The 17,199-nt window shown below is 61.0% G+C and carries 18 protein-coding genes, 1 other RNA gene and 1 riboswitch; of the genes, 12 read left to right on the top strand and 7 right to left on the bottom strand.

What is annotated here, in order from left to right:
* Positions 1 to 12 precede the first annotated feature (12 nt).
* The 11 genes from KSW38_RS23395 (at position 13) to KSW38_RS07705 (ending at position 8,471) form a co-directional block, all read left to right on the top strand.
* Positions 13 to 213: a hypothetical protein gene (locus KSW38_RS23395; RefSeq protein WP_254186204.1), complete on the top strand. Its 201-nt coding sequence runs from the start codon at positions 13 to 15 to the stop codon at positions 211 to 213.
* A gap of 66 nt (positions 214 to 279) precedes the next feature.
* Complete coding sequence (locus tag KSW38_RS07750; RefSeq protein WP_256449700.1) at positions 280 to 681, top strand: TadE/TadG family type IV pilus assembly protein; 402 nt, start codon at positions 280 to 282, stop codon at positions 679 to 681.
* Positions 662 to 1,216, top strand: coding sequence for a hypothetical protein (locus KSW38_RS07745; RefSeq protein ID WP_254186202.1), 555 nt, complete (start codon positions 662 to 664; stop codon positions 1,214 to 1,216). Before KSW38_RS07750 ends, KSW38_RS07745 begins: the two co-directional genes overlap by 20 nt.
* Before the next feature lie 28 nt (positions 1,217 to 1,244).
* Positions 1,245 to 1,697, top strand: a complete 453-nt coding sequence (locus tag KSW38_RS07740) for a pilus assembly protein TadG-related protein (protein ID WP_308169304.1) — start codon at positions 1,245 to 1,247, stop codon at positions 1,695 to 1,697.
* An 86-nt stretch (positions 1,698 to 1,783) separates the two neighbouring features.
* A complete protein-coding gene (prfB, locus tag KSW38_RS07735) occupies positions 1,784 to 2,899 on the top strand; it encodes a peptide chain release factor 2 (RefSeq protein ID WP_216924002.1) in 1,116 nt (371 codons plus the stop codon).
* A gap of 179 nt (positions 2,900 to 3,078) precedes the next feature.
* A complete protein-coding gene (ftsE, locus tag KSW38_RS07730; RefSeq protein WP_216924001.1) occupies positions 3,079 to 3,843 on the top strand; it encodes a cell division ATP-binding protein FtsE in 765 nt (254 codons plus the stop codon).
* On the top strand, positions 3,840 to 4,754 hold the full coding sequence (gene ftsX / locus KSW38_RS07725) for a permease-like cell division protein FtsX (protein ID WP_216924000.1): 915 nt from the start codon (positions 3,840 to 3,842) through the stop codon (positions 4,752 to 4,754). Before ftsE ends, ftsX begins: the two co-directional genes overlap by 4 nt.
* A gap of 55 nt (positions 4,755 to 4,809) precedes the next feature.
* Positions 4,810 to 6,225, top strand: a complete 1,416-nt coding sequence (locus KSW38_RS07720) for a M23 family metallopeptidase (RefSeq protein ID WP_216924173.1) — start codon at positions 4,810 to 4,812, stop codon at positions 6,223 to 6,225.
* 83 nt (positions 6,226 to 6,308) lie between these two features.
* A complete protein-coding gene (gene smpB / locus KSW38_RS07715; protein ID WP_026540087.1) occupies positions 6,309 to 6,779 on the top strand; it encodes an SsrA-binding protein SmpB in 471 nt (156 codons plus the stop codon).
* A 132-nt stretch (positions 6,780 to 6,911) separates the two neighbouring features.
* Positions 6,912 to 7,280: a transfer-messenger RNA gene (gene ssrA / locus KSW38_RS07710) on the top strand.
* 177 nt (positions 7,281 to 7,457) lie between these two features.
* Positions 7,458 to 8,471 (top strand): S1C family serine protease, encoded by a 1,014-nt coding sequence (locus tag KSW38_RS07705; RefSeq protein ID WP_377650486.1) that lies wholly within the window; start codon positions 7,458 to 7,460, stop codon positions 8,469 to 8,471.
* Between the two features lie 24 nt (positions 8,472 to 8,495).
* Here the strand turns inward: KSW38_RS07705 and KSW38_RS07700 are convergent, their stop codons facing one another.
* Positions 8,496 to 8,825, bottom strand: a complete 330-nt coding sequence (locus KSW38_RS07700; RefSeq protein ID WP_216924171.1) for a hypothetical protein — start codon at positions 8,823 to 8,825, stop codon at positions 8,496 to 8,498.
* A 94-nt stretch (positions 8,826 to 8,919) separates the two neighbouring features.
* Here KSW38_RS07700 and KSW38_RS07695 point away from each other — a divergent pair, with 94 nt between their 5' ends.
* On the top strand, positions 8,920 to 10,368 hold the full coding sequence (locus KSW38_RS07695) for an MFS transporter (protein WP_216923999.1): 1,449 nt from the start codon (positions 8,920 to 8,922) through the stop codon (positions 10,366 to 10,368).
* Between the two features lie 46 nt (positions 10,369 to 10,414).
* Here KSW38_RS07695 and KSW38_RS07690 read toward each other — a convergent pair whose 3' ends face one another.
* The 6 genes from KSW38_RS07690 to aroA form a co-directional block, all read right to left on the bottom strand.
* Positions 10,415 to 11,128, bottom strand: coding sequence for a metal-dependent transcriptional regulator (locus KSW38_RS07690; RefSeq protein WP_216923998.1), 714 nt, complete (start codon positions 11,126 to 11,128; stop codon positions 10,415 to 10,417).
* Positions 11,129 to 11,137: 9 nt separating this feature from the next.
* On the bottom strand, positions 11,138 to 11,893 hold the full coding sequence (locus KSW38_RS07685; RefSeq protein ID WP_254186241.1) for a class I SAM-dependent methyltransferase: 756 nt from the start codon (positions 11,891 to 11,893) through the stop codon (positions 11,138 to 11,140).
* A 196-nt stretch (positions 11,894 to 12,089) separates the two neighbouring features.
* Positions 12,090 to 13,499, bottom strand: a complete 1,410-nt coding sequence (locus KSW38_RS07680; RefSeq protein WP_216923997.1) for an aminotransferase class V-fold PLP-dependent enzyme — start codon at positions 13,497 to 13,499, stop codon at positions 12,090 to 12,092.
* Between the two features lie 31 nt (positions 13,500 to 13,530).
* Positions 13,531 to 13,644: riboswitch (SAM riboswitch) on the bottom strand.
* A 181-nt stretch (positions 13,645 to 13,825) separates the two neighbouring features.
* Positions 13,826 to 14,638 carry a histidinol-phosphatase gene (gene hisN, locus KSW38_RS07675; protein WP_216923996.1) on the bottom strand — a complete coding sequence of 271 codons (813 nt, stop codon included), beginning with the start codon at positions 14,636 to 14,638 and terminating at the stop codon, positions 13,826 to 13,828.
* A gap of 54 nt (positions 14,639 to 14,692) precedes the next feature.
* Complete coding sequence (rsgA, locus tag KSW38_RS07670; protein ID WP_216923995.1) at positions 14,693 to 15,808, bottom strand: ribosome small subunit-dependent GTPase A; 1,116 nt, start codon at positions 15,806 to 15,808, stop codon at positions 14,693 to 14,695.
* Between the two features lie 2 nt (positions 15,809 to 15,810).
* A complete protein-coding gene (gene aroA, locus KSW38_RS07665) occupies positions 15,811 to 17,199 on the bottom strand; it encodes a 3-phosphoshikimate 1-carboxyvinyltransferase (RefSeq protein WP_216923994.1) in 1,389 nt (462 codons plus the stop codon).

Here is a 17,199-nt window from a genome sequence, read left to right as displayed (position 1 = left end):
GCCGCAAACACGATGACTTGGCCCTTTTTCTCATGGGCCTTCGCCGTGACGTCGCGAAATGTTGCGCCGCTGGAACACCGTGAGCGCGGTGACGTCCCGGGGTGGGTGATGATCACACTAATGTCTGCAATATTGGTCGCGGGACTCCTCGCAATTGCATCGCCAGCGCTGGCGGACCTCTTCACGCAGGCCATGGCCAAAGTGGGCAAGTAGGAGATGGGACAAGCCTGGTCCCGCAGAAAATATCACACACTCCGCCTGTCCTGCGCATTTGAAAGGCTGCGTGAATTAAAACGTCCCGACGCACCTAATAGCGGGGAACGAGGTTCCGCGGTTATCGATTTTGTGATGATTGGGGCCCTGTTGACCTTGCTATTCATGGCGATCGTCCAGCTCACGCTTGTCCTTCACGTCCGAAACACGATTGTTGATGCCGCCGCGTCCGGAGCGCGATATGGAACCCTTGCCGATCGAACGGAAACGGACGCGGAGGCCAGGGCGTCCGAACTGATCGAAACGGCGCTCAATGGCGATTTCGCGGCAGATGTGACCACCGCCGAAAGGAATCTGGATGGAATTCGGGCATTGGAAGTGACCGTGAGGGCGCCTATGCCAGTCGTGGGGCTTATCGGACCGCGTGGAGTCATGGAGGTTACCGGACATGCTGCCCTTCCAAAGTGATGTTCTGGCTCCGGCGCCGTTTCCCGCTTCGCCCTCGAACCGCCGCAGGCATCTGCTGACCAAGGCTTGGCGGTTGGCGTTCGGACCATATCAAGACATATCCACAGTGGGTACCGACGTCGAAAGGCAACGCGGCAGTGCCATCGTGGAGTTTACGTTCCTGGCACTGATGCTCATGGTCCCGGTTGTCTATTTCCTGGTAACCGTGGGCCAAATCCAAGGCGGATCCTTCGCGGTGGTGGGTGCTGCGGATCAGGCGGCCAAGGTCTTTGTCTCCCAAACTGAACCCGCCCTGGCGAGGACCAACGCAGAACAGAGCGTCCTCATGGCGTTGAAGGACTACGGCTACCCGGCGCAAGCGGCCAAGATGGAGATCACGTGCGACCGGGCAGATTGCCTTTCAGCGGGCGCAGCAGTGACAGTTTGGGTTCGACTGACTGTCCCGTTGCCGATGGTGCCGTTTGGCGACTCCCTACATCTGAACGCTGCCGTGCTCAATGCCTCTGCCACACAAGTCGTTGGCCGCTTTAAGTGAATCGTCAACGTGAGGAGGAGCCGTAAACATGGTGATGGGGCGAATAGGGCGCAAAGCGGAAGAGGGCCAGATGACCGTGCTGATCGTAGGCTTCGTACTTCTGGCGCTCCTGTTGGCCGCGGTGGTAATGGCTGCTTCGGCGATTTACCTGGAGCATAAGAAACTCCTGTCCTTGGCTGATGGCGCCGCACTTGCTGCTGCAGACTCGTACGTGGTGGGTGACATCGGAGGAAGCGGTGCGCCCTCGGCGCCGCTGGTGGACGAGCGGGTGCTGGGCGCGGTTGAACTGTATCTGGGGAACAGCGAAGCCTTCTCAACGCACGATCACTTGGAAATCTCTCCTGAAACGGGCAGTTCACCCGGCGGTACAGCGCTGGTGGTCTTAACTGCCGTCGCCCATCCGCCCTTGGTCACCTTCCTGCTGCCTGAGGGAATCCCCGTTGAAGCAAGATCCACCGCCAGGTCCCGGCTCACCCAATAGCGGCACAACGCAAGGACGCAATCATAGAGACGCAATGACGGCGCCCAGTCGGGGGAGTCCGGCTGATAGCGTACGCTGGAAAGACCATGGCTGAGATTGATTTTCCCGCAGAAATCCGCGCGCTTCGCGCCACTTACAGTTCCATCGAGAACGTCACCGATGTTGATGCCTTGAAGGCAGAAATCGCCGAATTGAGTGAGCAGGCTGGCGCCCCGGACCTTTGGGATGACCCCGCATCGGCGCAAGTCGTGACGTCGCGTTTGTCCCACCGCCAAGCCGAAGTGGAGCGCTTGTCCAAACTTGCCTCCCGGATTGACGACCTCGAAGTACTGGTGGAACTCGGCCAGGACGAGGGCGACGAAGCCTCAATGGCCGAGGCCGCCAAAGAGCTGACTTCTATTCGCAAGGCTCTCGCGGACCTCGAAATCGTCACGCTGTTGTCCGGCGAGTACGACGAACGAGAAGCCGTTGTGACCATCAGGGCAGGAGCCGGCGGTGTTGACGCTGCCGACTTCGCGGAGATGCTGATGCGTATGTACCTGCGGTGGGCGGAGCGCCACGGTTACCCCACTACCGTGATGGACACGTCCTATGCTGAAGAAGCAGGCCTGAAGTCCGCCACGTTCGAAGTCAAGGCGCCGTACGCATTCGGCACCCTGAGCGTCGAGGCGGGCACACACCGGCTGGTCCGTATCAGCCCCTTTGACAACCAGGGGCGCCGGCAGACCTCGTTCGCCGCCGTCGAAGTCATCCCGTTGATTGAACAGACCGACTCCATTGAGATTCCGGACAACGAGATCCGCGTAGACGTCTTCAGGTCCTCAGGACCAGGAGGCCAGTCGGTGAATACGACCGACTCCGCCGTTCGCCTGACACACATCCCCACGGGCATCGTAGTGTCAATGCAAAATGAAAAGTCCCAGCTGCAAAACCGGGCCGCTGCTTTGCGTGTGCTCCAGTCGCGGTTGCTGCTTGTTAAGAAGGAACAGCAGGACGCTGAGAAGAAAGCCTTGGCCGGTGACGTCAAGGCGTCTTGGGGAGACCAGATGCGCTCTTACGTGCTCAATCCGTACCAGATGGTCAAGGACCTGCGCACGGAACACGAAGTAGGCAACACTTCGGCTGTACTGGACGGCGACATCGATGACTTCATCGACGCCGGTATCCGTTGGCGCACCGGCAACCGTAACGCTGCCAGCTAGGGTCTCAGTCCGCCTGCCGGGGGCGTCCGATTCCACGACACGCCCCCGAAACCCCCGGAATCCCGGCTGCTGCGTGCGTATAGTCGAGTGGCCGGTGCTCTCACTTCCCCCATCGAAAGCCCGCGCTCCGGCTGTTGGACTGGGCGAGTACGTCAGGTCCGGCGGGGTTCTAAAGGGCCATGATCAGATTTGAGAATGTCACCAAGGTCTACGAGCAGAATGCCCGACCGGCGCTCGATTCTGTAAGCCTTGAGATCAACCGCGGTGAATTCACCTTCCTGGTGGGCGCCTCAGGCTCAGGAAAATCCACCTTCCTGAGATTGATCCTGAAGGAAGACAAAGCATCCTCAGGTTCGGTTTACGTTGCCGGCCAGAACGTGGCCAACATTTCGAGCTGGCGAGTGCCCAAGCTTCGCCGGGGTATCGGCGTGGTCTTCCAGGATTTCCGTCTTCTCCCGCAGAAGAACGTCTTCGCAAACGTGGCGTTTGCCATGCAGGTCATCGGCAAGAGCCGTTCCATCATCCGTGAGACGGTTCCTGAGGTATTGAAGACCGTTGGTCTTGAGGGCAAGGAAAAGCGGATGCCTCACGAACTTTCAGGCGGCGAGCAGCAGCGTGTGGCGATTGCCCGCGCCGTCGTCAACCGCCCGGGCATTCTCCTTGCTGACGAACCCACGGGAAACCTTGACCCCATTACGTCCATGGGAATCATGGGCGTCCTGGACAAGATCAACCAGAACGGCACCACTGTGGTCATGGCTACCCACGACGACGACATCGTTAATGAAATGCGCCGCCGCGTGGTGGAACTCAAGAATGGCAAGGTCATCCGCGACGAAGCGAAGGCACTGTACACGTCCATGATCCCGGTTGTGGGTGAATCGCGACGGCTGAAGGATGCCAGTGGCGAGGAACTCAACCGCGCACAGGGGGCACAGCTGTGAGGCTTCTTTTCATCCTTGGGGAAATCGGCAGCGGCCTGCGCCGCAACCTGTCCATGGTGATCTCGGTCGTCTTGGTGACCTTTGTTTCCCTGACGTTCGTGGGCGCAGCCGGAATGCTGCAGATGCAGATCAACCAGATGAAGGGCTACTGGTACGACAAAGTCCAGGTTGCGGTCTTCCTCTGCAACGATGGCTCGACGGCGGTTGGTTGCGCCTCGGGGCCGGCCACCAAGGAACAGCAGGACAATCTGCAGGCAATGTTGGAGTCTCCCGCAGTCAAGCAGTACATCAACGACTTCCAGTTCGAATCCCAAGCCGAAGCTTACAAACACTTCAAAGAGCAGTTCTCCAATTCGCCGATTGTTGATTCCGTCTCCCAAGACCAGTTGCCGGCCTCGTTCCGTATTAACATGAAGAATCCCGAGAAGTACCAGATCATCAGCGAAACATTTTCCTCGCAACCTGGCGTTGAGACGGTGAGTGACCAGCGCCAGGTACTGGAGCGGATCTTCTCCTGGATGAACGGCGCTTCGGTGGCGGCGATGGGTGTGGCCGCGGTGATGATCTTCTGCGCGGTACTTCTGATAACCACTACTATCCGGCTCTCAGCGTTCAGCCGGCGCCGGGAAACGGGGATCATGCGCTTGGTGGGCGCCTCGAAGACAGTCATCCAGTTGCCGTTCATCCTGGAGGGCGTGATCGCCGCTGTTGTCGGCGCCTTGTTGGCCTCCGTGACGCTGTGGCTGATGGCACACTTCTGGCTCAACGGTGATCTGTCCAGGCAATTCCTCAACACTCCCTTCATCTCATCGACGCAGGTCCTGGTGATCGCACCGGTGCTGATTGCGCTCGGCGGTGGTTTGGCCGGGATATCCTCCTTGTTGACCCTCCGGCGTTACTTGAAGGTTTAGTGATGAAGGACGGGCGGCTGCGAACGACTCTGCTGACAAGCGAAAAGGACTCATGATGACCACGTTGGACCAGAACTCCCTGCGTCGGCGCCTTGCGTCCGGTCAGGCCAGGATTCTTGGTGGCGTTCTCGCCCTGGGCCTCGCCGTTAGCCTCCTGTCTGCTGTACCTACGGCCCATGCGGACAACCTGGACGACCAGCAAGCTGCGCTCGAGGCCGAATCGGCGCGCGTCCAGGCGTCCTTGGAGTTTGTGGACTCGAAGATCGCCAAGGCCGCGGGCGATCTCGTCATCTACCAAGGACGACTCCCGGGCGCCCAGCAGGCACTTCTCGAAGCGCAGGGCCGCGTGGCCAGTGCTGTCAAGGAGGTCGAGGCTTTGGCTGCCCGGGTGGAGCTCGCCCAGCAGAACAAAGCCAAAATTACTGAGCAGCTTGAGAGCGACAAGCAGAAGATCACCGACACGAAGAAATTGATCGGCCAAATCGCCTCACAGGCCTATAAATCCGGAGGCGTGCCCACCAACATCGCCCTGCTCTTCGGATCCAACGAGTCCGGCAGCCTGACGGAGTCCATGGACCTCGCCGATCAGGCAATGCGCAGCCAGAACGCTGCAATGACCAAGCTGACCCAGCAGAACGCCACCAACGTAAACTCCCAGGCCCGGCTGGCTGCCGTCGAGGCTGAGATCCAGGACCTGAAGGCCAAAGCCGACGCCGCGCTTGAGCGGGAGAAGGCTGCGCGCGACGAGGCTGCCAGCAAGAAAGCCGAAGTCGACAAGCTCATCGAGGACACTACGCGCCTGAACGGACAACTACAGGCGGCCAAGCCCGGCATCGAAGCTGATCTTGCCCGCGTGAAGGCCGAACAGGACTCTGTTGCAGCCGAAATCGTCGAGAGGGACCGCAAGCTCCGGGAGGCGTGGGAGGCCGAGCAGCGTCGGCTCGCCGAAGCGGCCGCTGCTGCGGCCGCCGCTGCGGCAGCTGCCCAAGGAAGGCCAGCGCCTCCTGAGCCCCCGTACTCTCCTCCGCCCGCCGGTTCGCCGTCAGCGTTCGGACTTCGTCATCCCTTCGCAAGCTATGTGCCCATTACGTCCGGGTTTGGTTGGCGGGCAACCCCGCCCGGAACCATCGATTTCTACGGCACGGGTGGTTACATGCACACAGGCATCGACTTCGGTGCACCCTGCGGCACTCCTGTTTACGCAGCAGCCGCCGGTACTGTCTTCAACTCTGGTTGGAACTCGGCAGATGGCGGTGGATGGCGGGTCAAGCTGTCCCACGGGGTGGTGCAGGGCAACTCCCTGACGACCATTTACTACCACAACAGCAGCATTGTGGTGTCCAACGGGCAGCAAGTATCGCAGGGGCAACTCATTGCGTACTCGGGAAGCACAGGTAACTCGACGGGGTGCCACGCACACTTTGAAACCTGGTTGAACGGCGCCGCAGTGGATCCGATGACCCTCCTCTAGTGGCCCGTCCCTTCGTCAGGGATAAGGGCCGGCGGGCTCTGGCGTACACTAGTTGAAATCCGCATCTAACAAGGAGTTCTAGCGTGCCCAAGGAAAGTGGCCGTAAGGTAGTGGCCACCAATCGGAAGGCCCGGCATAACTACCATGTCCTGGATACCTATGAGGCCGGCATTGCGCTGATGGGTACCGAAGTGAAATCCCTCCGTGAAGGCCACGCCTCCATGGTGGACGGCTTCTGTACCTTCTACAATGACGAGCTGTGGATGGAGGGCATCCATATCCCTGAGTATCACCAGGGGAGCTGGACCAACCATGCCGCGCGCCGCCGTCGTAAGCTTTTGCTTCACCGCGAAGAACTGGACAAGATCTCCCAAAAGATCCGCGAATCCGGCTTCACCGTGGTGCCCTTGCAGCTTTACTTCCTGGACGGCCGGGCGAAGGTTGAAATAGCCATAGCACGAGGTAAAAAGGACTACGACAAGCGCCAAACGCTTCGAGAGCAGCAGGATAAGCGCGAATCGTTGCGCGAACTGCGGGAGCGCAACCGCCGCTAGGTTCGAACGTAGATGCACCCGCCCAGGACTTTGTGTCGCGGGAATGATCTTCCGGGTGCATGCGTTATGATGGATAGTCCGGTAGGGATTTGATCGCTTGATGAATGCCTTGCCGGTTTGGTAACAAAATACGGGGATGATCGGTTTCGACGATGTTAGTCGCGACAGGTGAAGCGGGCCGAGGATGCAGAATTATCTCGTAAACGCTGTCTGCAAACCAATAAGTGCCGAATCTAAGCGCACTGACTTCGCTCTCGCTGCCTAAGCAGTAAGACAGTCCGTCAGCCCGGGGTTGCTATCGCCCCGGTTCCTGGCGTCATTTAGATAGCCACTGCTGTTTGCCTTCGTCATTGAGGTAAACGGGACTTTTAGATGACTGGGCCCGGATCAGCCACCTGTTCGCAGGATGGCTGGGGCCGAGAAAATCCGACGCGAACTGCGCCCGGAGAAGCCCTGACAAAACGACATCGGACGGGGGTTCAATTCCCCCCATCTCCACCGGAAAGCCCTCGGATCCTAGTGATCCGGGGGCTTTTCTTTGCCTGAACCTGATCGCACATACCGTTCACCCACGGCGTAGGGGAACGTGGACTAGCTGCCCTAACCTGGCCGTTGTACAGGGTAGGCACTGAACTGTACTGGACAGGACGTGCACGGCACCGCGGTAGCAGGAGGCATGTGATGAGTACCGAGCCAGAGTTTGAAATTCCGGATGACGGCCGGGATGCAGAACTTCCTACAGAGCAGGATGACGACGCGGCCTTGGATGCGTACTCACAGATCGTCATCCGGGTTGCGGACTCTGTCACGCCGCACGTCGCCGCTATTGAGATGACGAGTGCGCGCCGGAACGGGCAGCTGCGTGTGGGCAGCGGATCAGCTGTGGTCTTCACCGGCGACGGGTACATGCTCACCAATGCCCATGTGGTGGCGGGTATCCAGTCTGGAAGAGCGGTGTTTGCGAACGGCAAGCAGACCGACGTAGAGCTCGTGGGGGCGGACCCGTTGTCTGACCTTGCGGTGGTACGAGGCCTCAAACCCACGCCGCCACCCGCCATTTTGGGTAACGCCGATTCGTTACGGGTTGGCCAACTGGTGATCGCGGTGGGCAACCCGCTGGGCCTTGCGGGATCCGTGACTGCCGGCGTGGTCAGCGGCCTGGGACGATCCATCCCTGTCCGTGCAGGGGAGCACCGGCGGGTGATTGAGGATGTCATCCAGACTGACGCTGCCCTTAATCCGGGCAACTCCGGTGGTGCGCTGGCCGACACCCGTGGCCGCATCGTGGGCATCAACACGGCCATTGCTGGACTGGGCCTTGGACTCGCCGTACCTATTAATAGGACAACCCAACGGATTATCGCCTCCCTGCTCAAGGATGGGAGGGTGCGCCGCGCCTACTTGGGTTTGGTGAGTACGCCGATCCCGCTCGATGCCAGTGCGGTGGTGCGGACTGGCCAGAAAGAGGGCCTCCGTGTGGTGGAGGTCATCGCCGGCTCGCCTGCGGAATTATCGGGGCTCCAGCCAGGGGACCTGGTGCTTCGGGCCCAGGGCAGGGCTGTATCAAGTGCAGAGAGTCTGCAGAAGTTGCTTTTTGCCGAGGCCATAGGCGAACCATTCCCCTTGACCGTGCTGCGGGACGGCAAAACGGTACAGCTGATGGCCGTTCCCTCGGAGATGAGCCAGCAATGACGAGCCAGCAACAATGAGCCGAGCCTAGGCCTGATCCTCGCGGACATCGACCACGCCCACAAAGCGGCTGCCGACGCCTTCATATTCGCTGCGCACGTCACCAAGGAACAGTTCCGGCAGTTCACTGTTCTTATGGTGCCCACAAAAGACGAACGAGAAGTTGGGCCACCACTTTTTGGGCCGCACCGCCTCTGAGTACCCGCACACTGCGCAGGTCAGATGCACCCAAACTGGCCGTTTGCCCGTCCGGTTGGCACGTGACTGGACCAGCCAGGCTGGTGGATTGTCCTGGAGGCTACGAAGTTCCGCTTCTGACAGCCGTGACGGGATGCCGTGGCGCTGGGCCATTTCCATGGAGATATCAAGGGCCAATGCTGCGTCACGTCTACTAATCACTGTTTAACGATACGGGACTTCGCCATGGACGAATGCCGCGTAAGCTGTCCACATGACGGACGCAGCGGCCTTGCTGCCGAGAACGCCCCTTCAAAAGCGCGTGCTCGTGGTGGCTATTGTGGCTTCCTTTATCGCCATCCTGGACGGCTTCGTGGTGAACCTCGCATTGCCGGCCATCGGGCGCGAACTCGGCGGTGGCCTGGTCATCCAGCAATGGGTGGTGGATGCCTATCTGTTGACCCTCGGGGCCCTCATCCTTGTGGCCGGTTCATTGTCGGACCATTTTGGGCGGGCGCGGATCCTCCAATGGGGGCTGGCGGGCTTTGCGCTGACCTCGGTGATGTGCGGCCTGGCATGGAACGGGGAGGTCCTGGTGGTATCCCGTGCGCTTCAAGGTATCGCAGGCGCCCTCCTTGTGCCCAGTTCGTTGGCCATGATCATTACGTCGTTTTCTGGCCCCTCCCAGTCCAAAGCCATAGGCCAATGGTCCGGATGGACGAGCGCCGCTGCCATCGTGGCACCACTGATTGGCGGAGTCTCCGTGGACCTGCTGTCGTGGCGGGTTATTTTCTTCATCAACGTCATACCTGCTGTCGCTATCTGGCCCATGCTCGCAGGTCTTCGCGCCTCGGATGCGGCCAGGGACAAGAGCAAGCGAATCGACTACCTCGGTGCCGTGCTGGCCATGATTGGGCTAGGTGGTCCCGTCTATGCATTCATTGAACAGGGCCGGATGGGTTGGATGAGCGTCCAGGTATGGCTGCCGCTCCTAGTCGGTGCCATGACGATGGTGTTGTTCCTGGTCCACGAGGCCAGGACCAGGGAGCCGATGTTGCCGTTGAGGCTGTTTGCCATAAGGAACTTTGGTTGGGGCAACCTTGCAACGCTCGCGATTTACGGTGGGATATCGCTAGGATTCTTTGTCCTGGGCATCTATCTCCAGCAGGTTGGGGGCATGGGGGCTACCATAGCGGGAATCGCCCTGCTTCCGGCGACCGTCATCCTGATGCTGACTGCGTCCTACTTCGGTGGGCTGGCTGGAAAGTATGGTCCTCGATGGTTCATGACAGTGGGGCCGCTGTTATGCGGTGTGGGCTTTCTGATGTCCCTCTCCATCCAGGAGCCTCTGAATTACTGGACCCAAGTGTTGCCGGGGCAGATCGTCTTCGGCGTGGGACTTACCACTCTCGTTGCGCCACTCACCGCCGCAATTCTAGGCGCGGTACCGCAAGAGGAGGCAGGGATCAGCTCCGCGGTAAACAATGCCGTGGCACGTATCGCAGGTCTGATCTGCATTGCCTTTGCCGGCCTGATCGTTGGTCCGGTGTTTACACGGGAGGGCTTGTACAATGCCTTGATTGTCACAGCGGCCCTGTTCGTTGTCGGGGGCGTGGCGTCCGCCGTCGGGATCCGTAACCCGCTTACCGAAGCGGCAGTTACCGCTGACAGCGCCCCGGATACAGCGTCCGACGACGGCGGGTCGGCCGACCAGCGCAGCTAGCCGATGCACTGTGCATAGTCAACGCGGCACAGTCAGCGCAGCACAGTCAGCGCGCGGGAAGCACGCAGCCTTCGTGGACTTCGGCGCTTTGGACCCAAAGTGCCGCTGTAACTTCGTCCGCGAGATCGAATTCGCGCCGCTGGGGTCCGCTGCCAATCCGGACCACCAAGGCTCCGCCGAATGGTTTGCGCCCCACCACCTCCACAGGAGCATCCAAGGTGATCTCTTCCGACGCGAGATAGCGAAGAAGATCTGGATTTTCGTCGCTGATTCGGGTGATGCGGCCTGAGTGGCCTTCGTCCAATTCGATCATGCGGTACGCGTGAGGGAGTTCCACCGATCCGTCAGCCGATGGAATCGGGTCGCCGTGAGGATCCCGGAGGGGATGGCCAAGCTTGGCGGCCATGCGCTCGATGAAGGTATCGGACACCGCGTGTTCCAACATCTCAGCTTCATCATGGACTTCGTCCCAGCTGTAACCGAGTTCGTCAACGAGGTAAGTCTCAATCAGGCGGTGCCGCCGGACCATGGACAGAGCCAGTCGCATGCCCTCCGGAGTGAGCCTGATGGCACTGTAGGGTTGGTGGTCCACCAAGCCTTGGTCCTTGAGTTTGCGGACCATTTCAGACACCGAGGAATTGGCAACGCCAAGCCGCAGGGCAAGCTGCGAGGACGTAATGGGTTTGTCCTGCCACTCCGTATAGGAGTAGATGACCTTAACGTAGTCCTCGATCGAGGAGGAGGGCGTACTGGTCTTCACACACCAAGCCTACCGTGGCGGGACGCCGTGGATCTTGCGTGCCCGCCAGGTGGTCGTCAGGTACGGCAACCCAACTAGTTGGCCTGGGGTATGGCCGAGATGATCGAAGAGGTACCACTCCAGGTTTCCCATGACCTTTGCGCGGGTGGCTTCATTTGCGCGGAGGTAGTAGCTGCGCGATTTTGTGAGCTCCATGATGTCCTCCGGTGACACCGCGTCCTCCCAGCTGGTGAGATGGCTCTCCAAGTCCGTGAATTCCGGTCCGATAACTGGCCGGAAACCGGGCTTGTGCACATCTCCGGCGTGCATGATTCGTGACAACCTGTGAACCCAGGGCACGGAAGTGTCCAGCTGGTTCCAAATGAGGCCAAGGACTCCATAGGGACGGAGGATCCGGGCAATCTCTTTGCTGGCTTTCATCGGGTCACACCAATGCCATGCTTGGGCAACGCTGACGACGTCGAATGCTGAGTCCGCCAGCCCTGTGGCCTCGGCTGTACCCTCCAACACCTCAACGCCGGGATAGGACTTTCGAAGTTGCTCCAGCATGTCTGTGGAAGGATCGACGGCGGCCACCTGCAGGCCGCGTTCCACGAGCAACGCGGTGAATTTTCCTGTGCCTGCACCAATATCAGCTGCGGATTTCGCTCCAAGAGGAAGAAGCCAATCCACTGAGTCTGTGGGATATCCGGGCCGAACCCGATCGTAGTGTTCGCCGCCGTCCTGGAAGCTCTGGCCCAGTTCGTGGCGTCGCGTGGCATGCAGCTTGGGACCACCCGGCCTGCCAGCGCTGCTGGAAAGAAGGCTGCCGGAAACACTTCCGCCGGAATCCCGAGGGGAACGCACGGCCACGCACTGACTCCTTTACCGCGAACGCCATTTACCCTACGAATTTACCGCACGGGCGACAATGATGATCCCGGCCTGGGCCAAGGCACCGCTGACCAAACTGTGGCAGTGTTTAGTCGATCGTGCAGGGTGCAGCCCCTGCGGTGCCCGGGGTGTTTGGTGCCCATTCCGGATAGGTGCGGTGGTCATTGGCCGGTACCCATCGGCCCTCATCCACTACATAGTCCCAACCCAGACCCGTGCGCTTGAGTTCTTCGATACCAGCGAGCAGTCGTGTGGCATCCTCCAGACGCGAGCCTACGCCGAAGCTGGCTCGCAGCGAGCCTGAAGGGAGGCCGAGCCGCTTGAGGAGGGGATGGGCGCAGAAGCGCCCGTCACGAAGTCCTACGCCGTGTTCGGCGGCGAGGTAGGCGGCGACCAGCCCGGCGTCGAATCCTTCCACGGAGAAGTTGACCACGCCGATGGTGTCCTCGGAGTCGCTGAAGATCCGGTGAACGGTCACGCCGTCGATTGCTTCAAGTCCCTGTACGAGGTATGAGCGGATGGCAGCTTCATGGGCGTGCCAGGCCTCTTGATCCAAGTCGGCGAGCACCTGCGTCGCACGGGCCAGTGTTGCCGCGCCGAGGACGTTGGGGGAGCCGCCCTCATGGCGTGCAGGACCGGAAGCCCAGCTGACCGAGTCCAAGCGGGCTTCACGAACGGCGCCACCGCCAGCAAGGTGGGGAGTGCCGGCGTCAAGCCAGTCAGGACGACCCACAACAACACCGGCGCCGAACGGAGCGTAGAGCTTGTGCCCGGAGAACACGATGTAGTCGACGTCTGCTGCGGCGATGTCGATGCGGCGGTGGGGGGCAAGCTGAGCGGCGTCCACCACAATCCGGGCTCCGTATTCGTGCGCAAGTGCCGCGAGCTCCGCGATCGGCAGGATTTCACCGGTCACGTTCGAGGCCCCGGTGACCGCCAGCAACGACACGCCGCCTTGGCTGAGTTCCTCGCGGAGCTTGGCCACGGTAGCTGTCAGTGTCGAAGCAGCTACGACACTGCGGTGAGGGACACCCTGCCATGGGAGGAGATTGGCATGGTGCTCGATGTCCAGGTAAAGGACCTCGCCCGTTGGCTTTCCGTCCAGCTGAGGGAGGCAGCCCGCCAACAGGTTCAGTGAGTCCGTGGTGTTCCGGGTGAAGATCACGGAATCGTCGGGACGGCCCCCAACGAACTCCCGGACGATGTCGCGGGAATTCTCGTAGACCGAGGTGCTGATCTGGGAAGCGTAGCCCGCGCCGCGGTGGACACTGGCGTAGTAGGGGAGGATCTCGTTGAGATACGCAGAAACGATTGTCAAGGCTGGAGCGGATGCTCCGTAGTCAAGGTTGGCGTAGCGGACGTGGCCACCCTGGATCAGGGGAGCTTGCAGCTCTGCACCTGTGACGGCGGCCAAGGGCCTGCCTGCAGCGGCTTCGTGCCTTGCTTCTTCGACCACAAGGGACGTCAGAACGGTGGAGTTGAACGTAGCAGTGCTCATGGGACCTCACTCAAGAGGGACCCCCTACGGGGATCCGCGCTTGCCGCATCCGTTCCGGACCGGCCGGGTCGTCACCCGGGGCACCCCACCGCGAATGGAGGGTTGCCGGCCAGCAAACCGGGGTTTAGCGCTGGCACTCGTGACCTGTAAAGAGGTTAGGTCACGCCTCTGGCCTGTTCCAAAGTCGCCCGCTTTGTTAAGCACATTGTTACGAAGGGTCTTCAAACTGGGCTTTGGGCGAAGAAAAGACGGCGGATGCCCCGAAAAGGAGGCACCCGCCGTCGAAAATTCTGTGCAAAGCCTGTTTGCTTGTTGGTGCTGCTGGGTCAGAGGAGGTCATCCAGGGCAGGGTTGAGCCGCTTGAGGACCTCTGAATGCAGGATGGAGTTGGTTGCCAGGGCGTTGCCGCCGAAGGGGCCGTCCTCGCCTTCCAACGAGGTGAACCGGCCGCCGGCTTCCGTCACAATGGGAACGAGTGCTGCCATATCGTAAAGATTCAACTCTGGCTCGCAGGCGATATCCACAGCCCCCTCGGCAACCAGGCAATAGGACCAGAAGTCGCCGTAGGCGCGCGTGCGCCAGATGTCTTCCGTCAGCCCCAGGAATTCGTCCAGATTGCCGCGTTCCTTCCAACCGGAGAGGCTGGAATATGACATTGAGGCATCCGCCAACCGCGACACGTTTGACACCTTGAGCCGGGTGGCTGAAGCCAGTGAGCGGCCCATATAGGCGCCCATGTCCTTTGCTGCCCACCAACGCTTGCCCAGCGCGGGAGCGCTGACAACCCCAACGACCGGCTCGCCTTCGTCAACGAGTGCAATCAGGGTGGCCCACACGGGAACGCCCCGAACGAAGTTCTTGGTTCCGTCGATGGGGTCGATGATCCAGCGCCGGGAGCCGTGGCCGCTGCTGCCGAACTCCTCGCCGAGGACGGCGTCACGGGGGCGGGAACGCGACAATTGGCCACGGATGGCTTCTTCCGCAGCCTTGTCGGCATCCGTCACGGGCGTGAGGTCAGGCTTGGTCTCGATCTGCAGATCCAAGGCCTTGAAGCGGTCCATGGTTTGGGCGTCCACGGAATCCGCCAGCACGTGGGCCAGTCGCAGGTCGTCGTTGTAGCTGGAAACGGGTTGGGTCATGCCACCAAACTATCGTGAAACGTTCCCCGCAGTTGGATCGTGGTGCACTGACACTTAGTTGACGGTACCGAGTTCCTTGGTCTCTTTCGCTTCCAAACGCGGGTCCGCGCCCAGCAGTCGCCGGAGCGAAGACAAGCGGGCCACTCCGGAAGGACCGGCATGTCCCTCGTTCACCCACGCGTCAAGTCCGCAATTGATGGCGCTGGCATCGTGCTTGCAACCGCGGTCGCAAGTTTCGGTGCCAGGTTCCAAATCGGGGAAGGAATGCACGATGCGGTCGGGGTCCACGTGTGCCAGGCCGAAGGAGCGGATACCGGGTGTATCGATGATCCAGCTACCGGGAGGTGCGTCTGCCAGCTTCAGGGCCAACGCCGACGACGACGTGTGCCGGCCCCGCCCGGTGACGGCGTTGACACCACCGGTAGCACGCTCGGCTCCTGTGAGGGCATTAACCATGGTGGACTTGCCGACGCCCGAATGGCCCAGCATGACAGTCACTTTTCCATCAAGGTGGGCCCGCAATTCGGCAACGGCGCGGCTGTCCAGCCGCGCTGACAGTCCGTCGTCCGAGCGGGCGTCAATGCCGGACGCTTCATCGTCTGCCGTACGGCTGATGATGATGGGAAAGTCCAGGCTGAGATAGTTGGACAACAGCTCGGCAGGGTCCTTGACGTCTGCTTTGGTGACGAGCAGCAGGGGCTCGATACCGGCGTCGTAGGCTGCAACCAAGGCGCGGTCGATAAAGCCGGTTCGGGGCTCCGGATTGGCCGCGGCGACCACCACCACAAGTTGGTCTGCGTTGGCCACCACCACTCTTTCGATGGGGTCGGTATCATCAGCGCTGCGCCGGAGCAGCGTCCTGCGCTCCTCTATGCGGACCAATCGGGCAAGGGTATCCGGCTCTCCCGATACATCGCCCACCAAAGCGACAAAATCGCCGGGAACAACAGGGTTTCGTCGGAGTTCACGCGCGCGTGCAGCGATGATAATGCGTTCATCAGAGGAGTCTTCCCCAACGATGGCGGTGTATCGCCCGCGGTCCACCGTGATGACCCGGCCGATGACCGCGTCATCATGACTGGGGCGGTCTTTGGTGCGGGGCCTTGATCCTTTTTTGTTCGGACGGATCCGGACGTCGGATTCGTCCCAGGAGCTTGCGTCGCGGCCCATGGTCAGTTGCTGGCCTCACTGGTGACGGTTTCATCGTCGCCTGTGCCCTGCTGCAGCATGGCCTCCCACATCTGCGGAAATTCGGGCATCGTCTTGGACGTGGTGGCGATATCCTCCACCTGAACGCCCGGAACGGCGAGCCCCAAAATAGCCCCCGCCGTAGCCATGCGGTGGTCGGCGTAGCTGTGTACGACGCCTGGATGCAGGGTGGCCGGGCGGATAATCAGGCCGTCAGCTGTTTCTTCCGCGTCTCCGCCGAGCCGATTGATTTCAGCGGCCAGCGCGGCGAGTCGATCGGTTTCGTGGCCACGAAGGTGCGCGATGCCGGTCAGCCGTGAAGGACCTGTAGCCAGTGCGCACAGCGCAGCGACCGTGGGCGCGAGCTCACTGGTTTCGTCGAAGTCGGCGCCTCTGATTTCCGGGCCACCCTTCACCGTGAGCGTACCGTTTTCGTGCGTCACGGTGGCACCCATCTCAACCAGGATGGTACGCCACAGGTCACCCACCTGGGTGGTTTCGGTGGGCCAGTTGGGGATCCGGACGGTACCGTGGGTTGCGAGGGCTGCGGCAAGGAACGGGCCGGCGTTGGAAAGGTCCTGTTCGATCCGCTGGTCGAAGGCATGAATGGGGCCAGGCGCCACTCGCCAGTGGTTGGGCACCGAATCGTCCACCTTGACGCCGACTCCACGAAGGACGGCAACGGTCATATTGATGTGGTCCAGGCTGGGAACCGGCTTGCCGACGTGTTCCAGATGAAGGCCTTCGGTGAACCGGGCGCCCACCAGCAGCAAGGCCGAGACGAACTGGGACGATGCGCTGGCATCGATCACCAGGTGGCCACCCCGAACCTCGCCAGTGCCATCCACCGAGAAGGGAAGGGCCGACGGCGTCCTGCCGCCTTCGGTGGCGACAGGAACTCCGAGAGCGAGCAGTGCTTCGATGATGGTCCCCATGGGCCGCTTCCGGGCATGGGGATCGCCGTCGAACAGGGTTGGACCATTGCGTAGCGCAGCTAAAGGTGGAACGAAGCGCATGACCGTACCGGCAAGGCCGCAATCGATGGAAGTCGCCGCCCCCGAAGCTGAAGGATCCATGGGCGTGATCTCAAGGTCCGGTCCATAATCGCCGTCGCCGGGTACCTCGGTAACGGTGGCGCCCAGTTGCCTGAGCGCCTGAATCATCAGCACGGAATCGCGGGAGTGAAGGGGGGCTCGCAGCCGGGAAGGGCCGTCGGCCAATGCTGCAAGGACCAGGAAACGGTTGGTGAGCGATTTTGAGCCCGGCACCGTCACTGTGGCATCCACTGGCTTGGTGGCGTACGGAGCCGCCCAAAGGGGCAGGGTTTCGACGGAGTGTGTTGAACCCGTGCTTGATGCGGTGGTACCTGTCAT

The sequence above is a fragment of the Paenarthrobacter aromaticivorans genome (assembly GCF_019038615.1).
GTDB lineage: Bacteria > Actinomycetota > Actinomycetes > Actinomycetales > Micrococcaceae > Arthrobacter > Arthrobacter aromaticivorans.
This window is presented reverse-complemented; position numbering and strand designations above follow the sequence as displayed.

What these genes read in the sequence shown, in the direction of transcription:
- KSW38_RS23395 (WP_254186204.1), top strand. Translation starts at nt 13, where the DNA reads ATGACTTGGCCCTTTTTCTCATGGGCCTTCGCCGTGACGTCGCGAAAT.
- KSW38_RS07745 (WP_254186202.1), top strand. Translation starts at nt 662, where the DNA reads ATGCTGCCCTTCCAAAGTGATGTTCTGGCTCCGGCGCCGTTTCCCGCT.
- KSW38_RS07740 (WP_308169304.1), top strand. Translation starts at nt 1,245, where the DNA reads ATGGTGATGGGGCGAATAGGGCGCAAAGCGGAAGAGGGCCAGATGACC.
- prfB (WP_216924002.1), top strand. Translation starts at nt 1,784, where the DNA reads ATGGCTGAGATTGATTTTCCCGCAGAAATCCGCGCGCTTCGCGCCACT.
- ftsE (WP_216924001.1), top strand. Translation starts at nt 3,079, where the DNA reads ATGATCAGATTTGAGAATGTCACCAAGGTCTACGAGCAGAATGCCCGA.
- KSW38_RS07720 (WP_216924173.1), top strand. Translation starts at nt 4,810, where the DNA reads ATGACCACGTTGGACCAGAACTCCCTGCGTCGGCGCCTTGCGTCCGGT.
- KSW38_RS07700 (WP_216924171.1), bottom strand. Translation starts at nt 8,825, where the DNA reads ATGGAAATGGCCCAGCGCCACGGCATCCCGTCACGGCTGTCAGAAGCG.
- KSW38_RS07695 (WP_216923999.1), top strand. Translation starts at nt 8,920, where the DNA reads ATGACGGACGCAGCGGCCTTGCTGCCGAGAACGCCCCTTCAAAAGCGC.
- KSW38_RS07680 (WP_216923997.1), bottom strand. Translation starts at nt 13,499, where the DNA reads ATGAGCACTGCTACGTTCAACTCCACCGTTCTGACGTCCCTTGTGGTC.
- hisN (WP_216923996.1), bottom strand. Translation starts at nt 14,638, where the DNA reads ATGACCCAACCCGTTTCCAGCTACAACGACGACCTGCGACTGGCCCAC.
- rsgA (WP_216923995.1), bottom strand. Translation starts at nt 15,808, where the DNA reads ATGGGCCGCGACGCAAGCTCCTGGGACGAATCCGACGTCCGGATCCGT.
- aroA (WP_216923994.1), bottom strand. Translation starts at nt 17,199, where the DNA reads ATGACAGGTACCACCGCATCAAGCACGGGTTCAACACACTCCGTCGAA.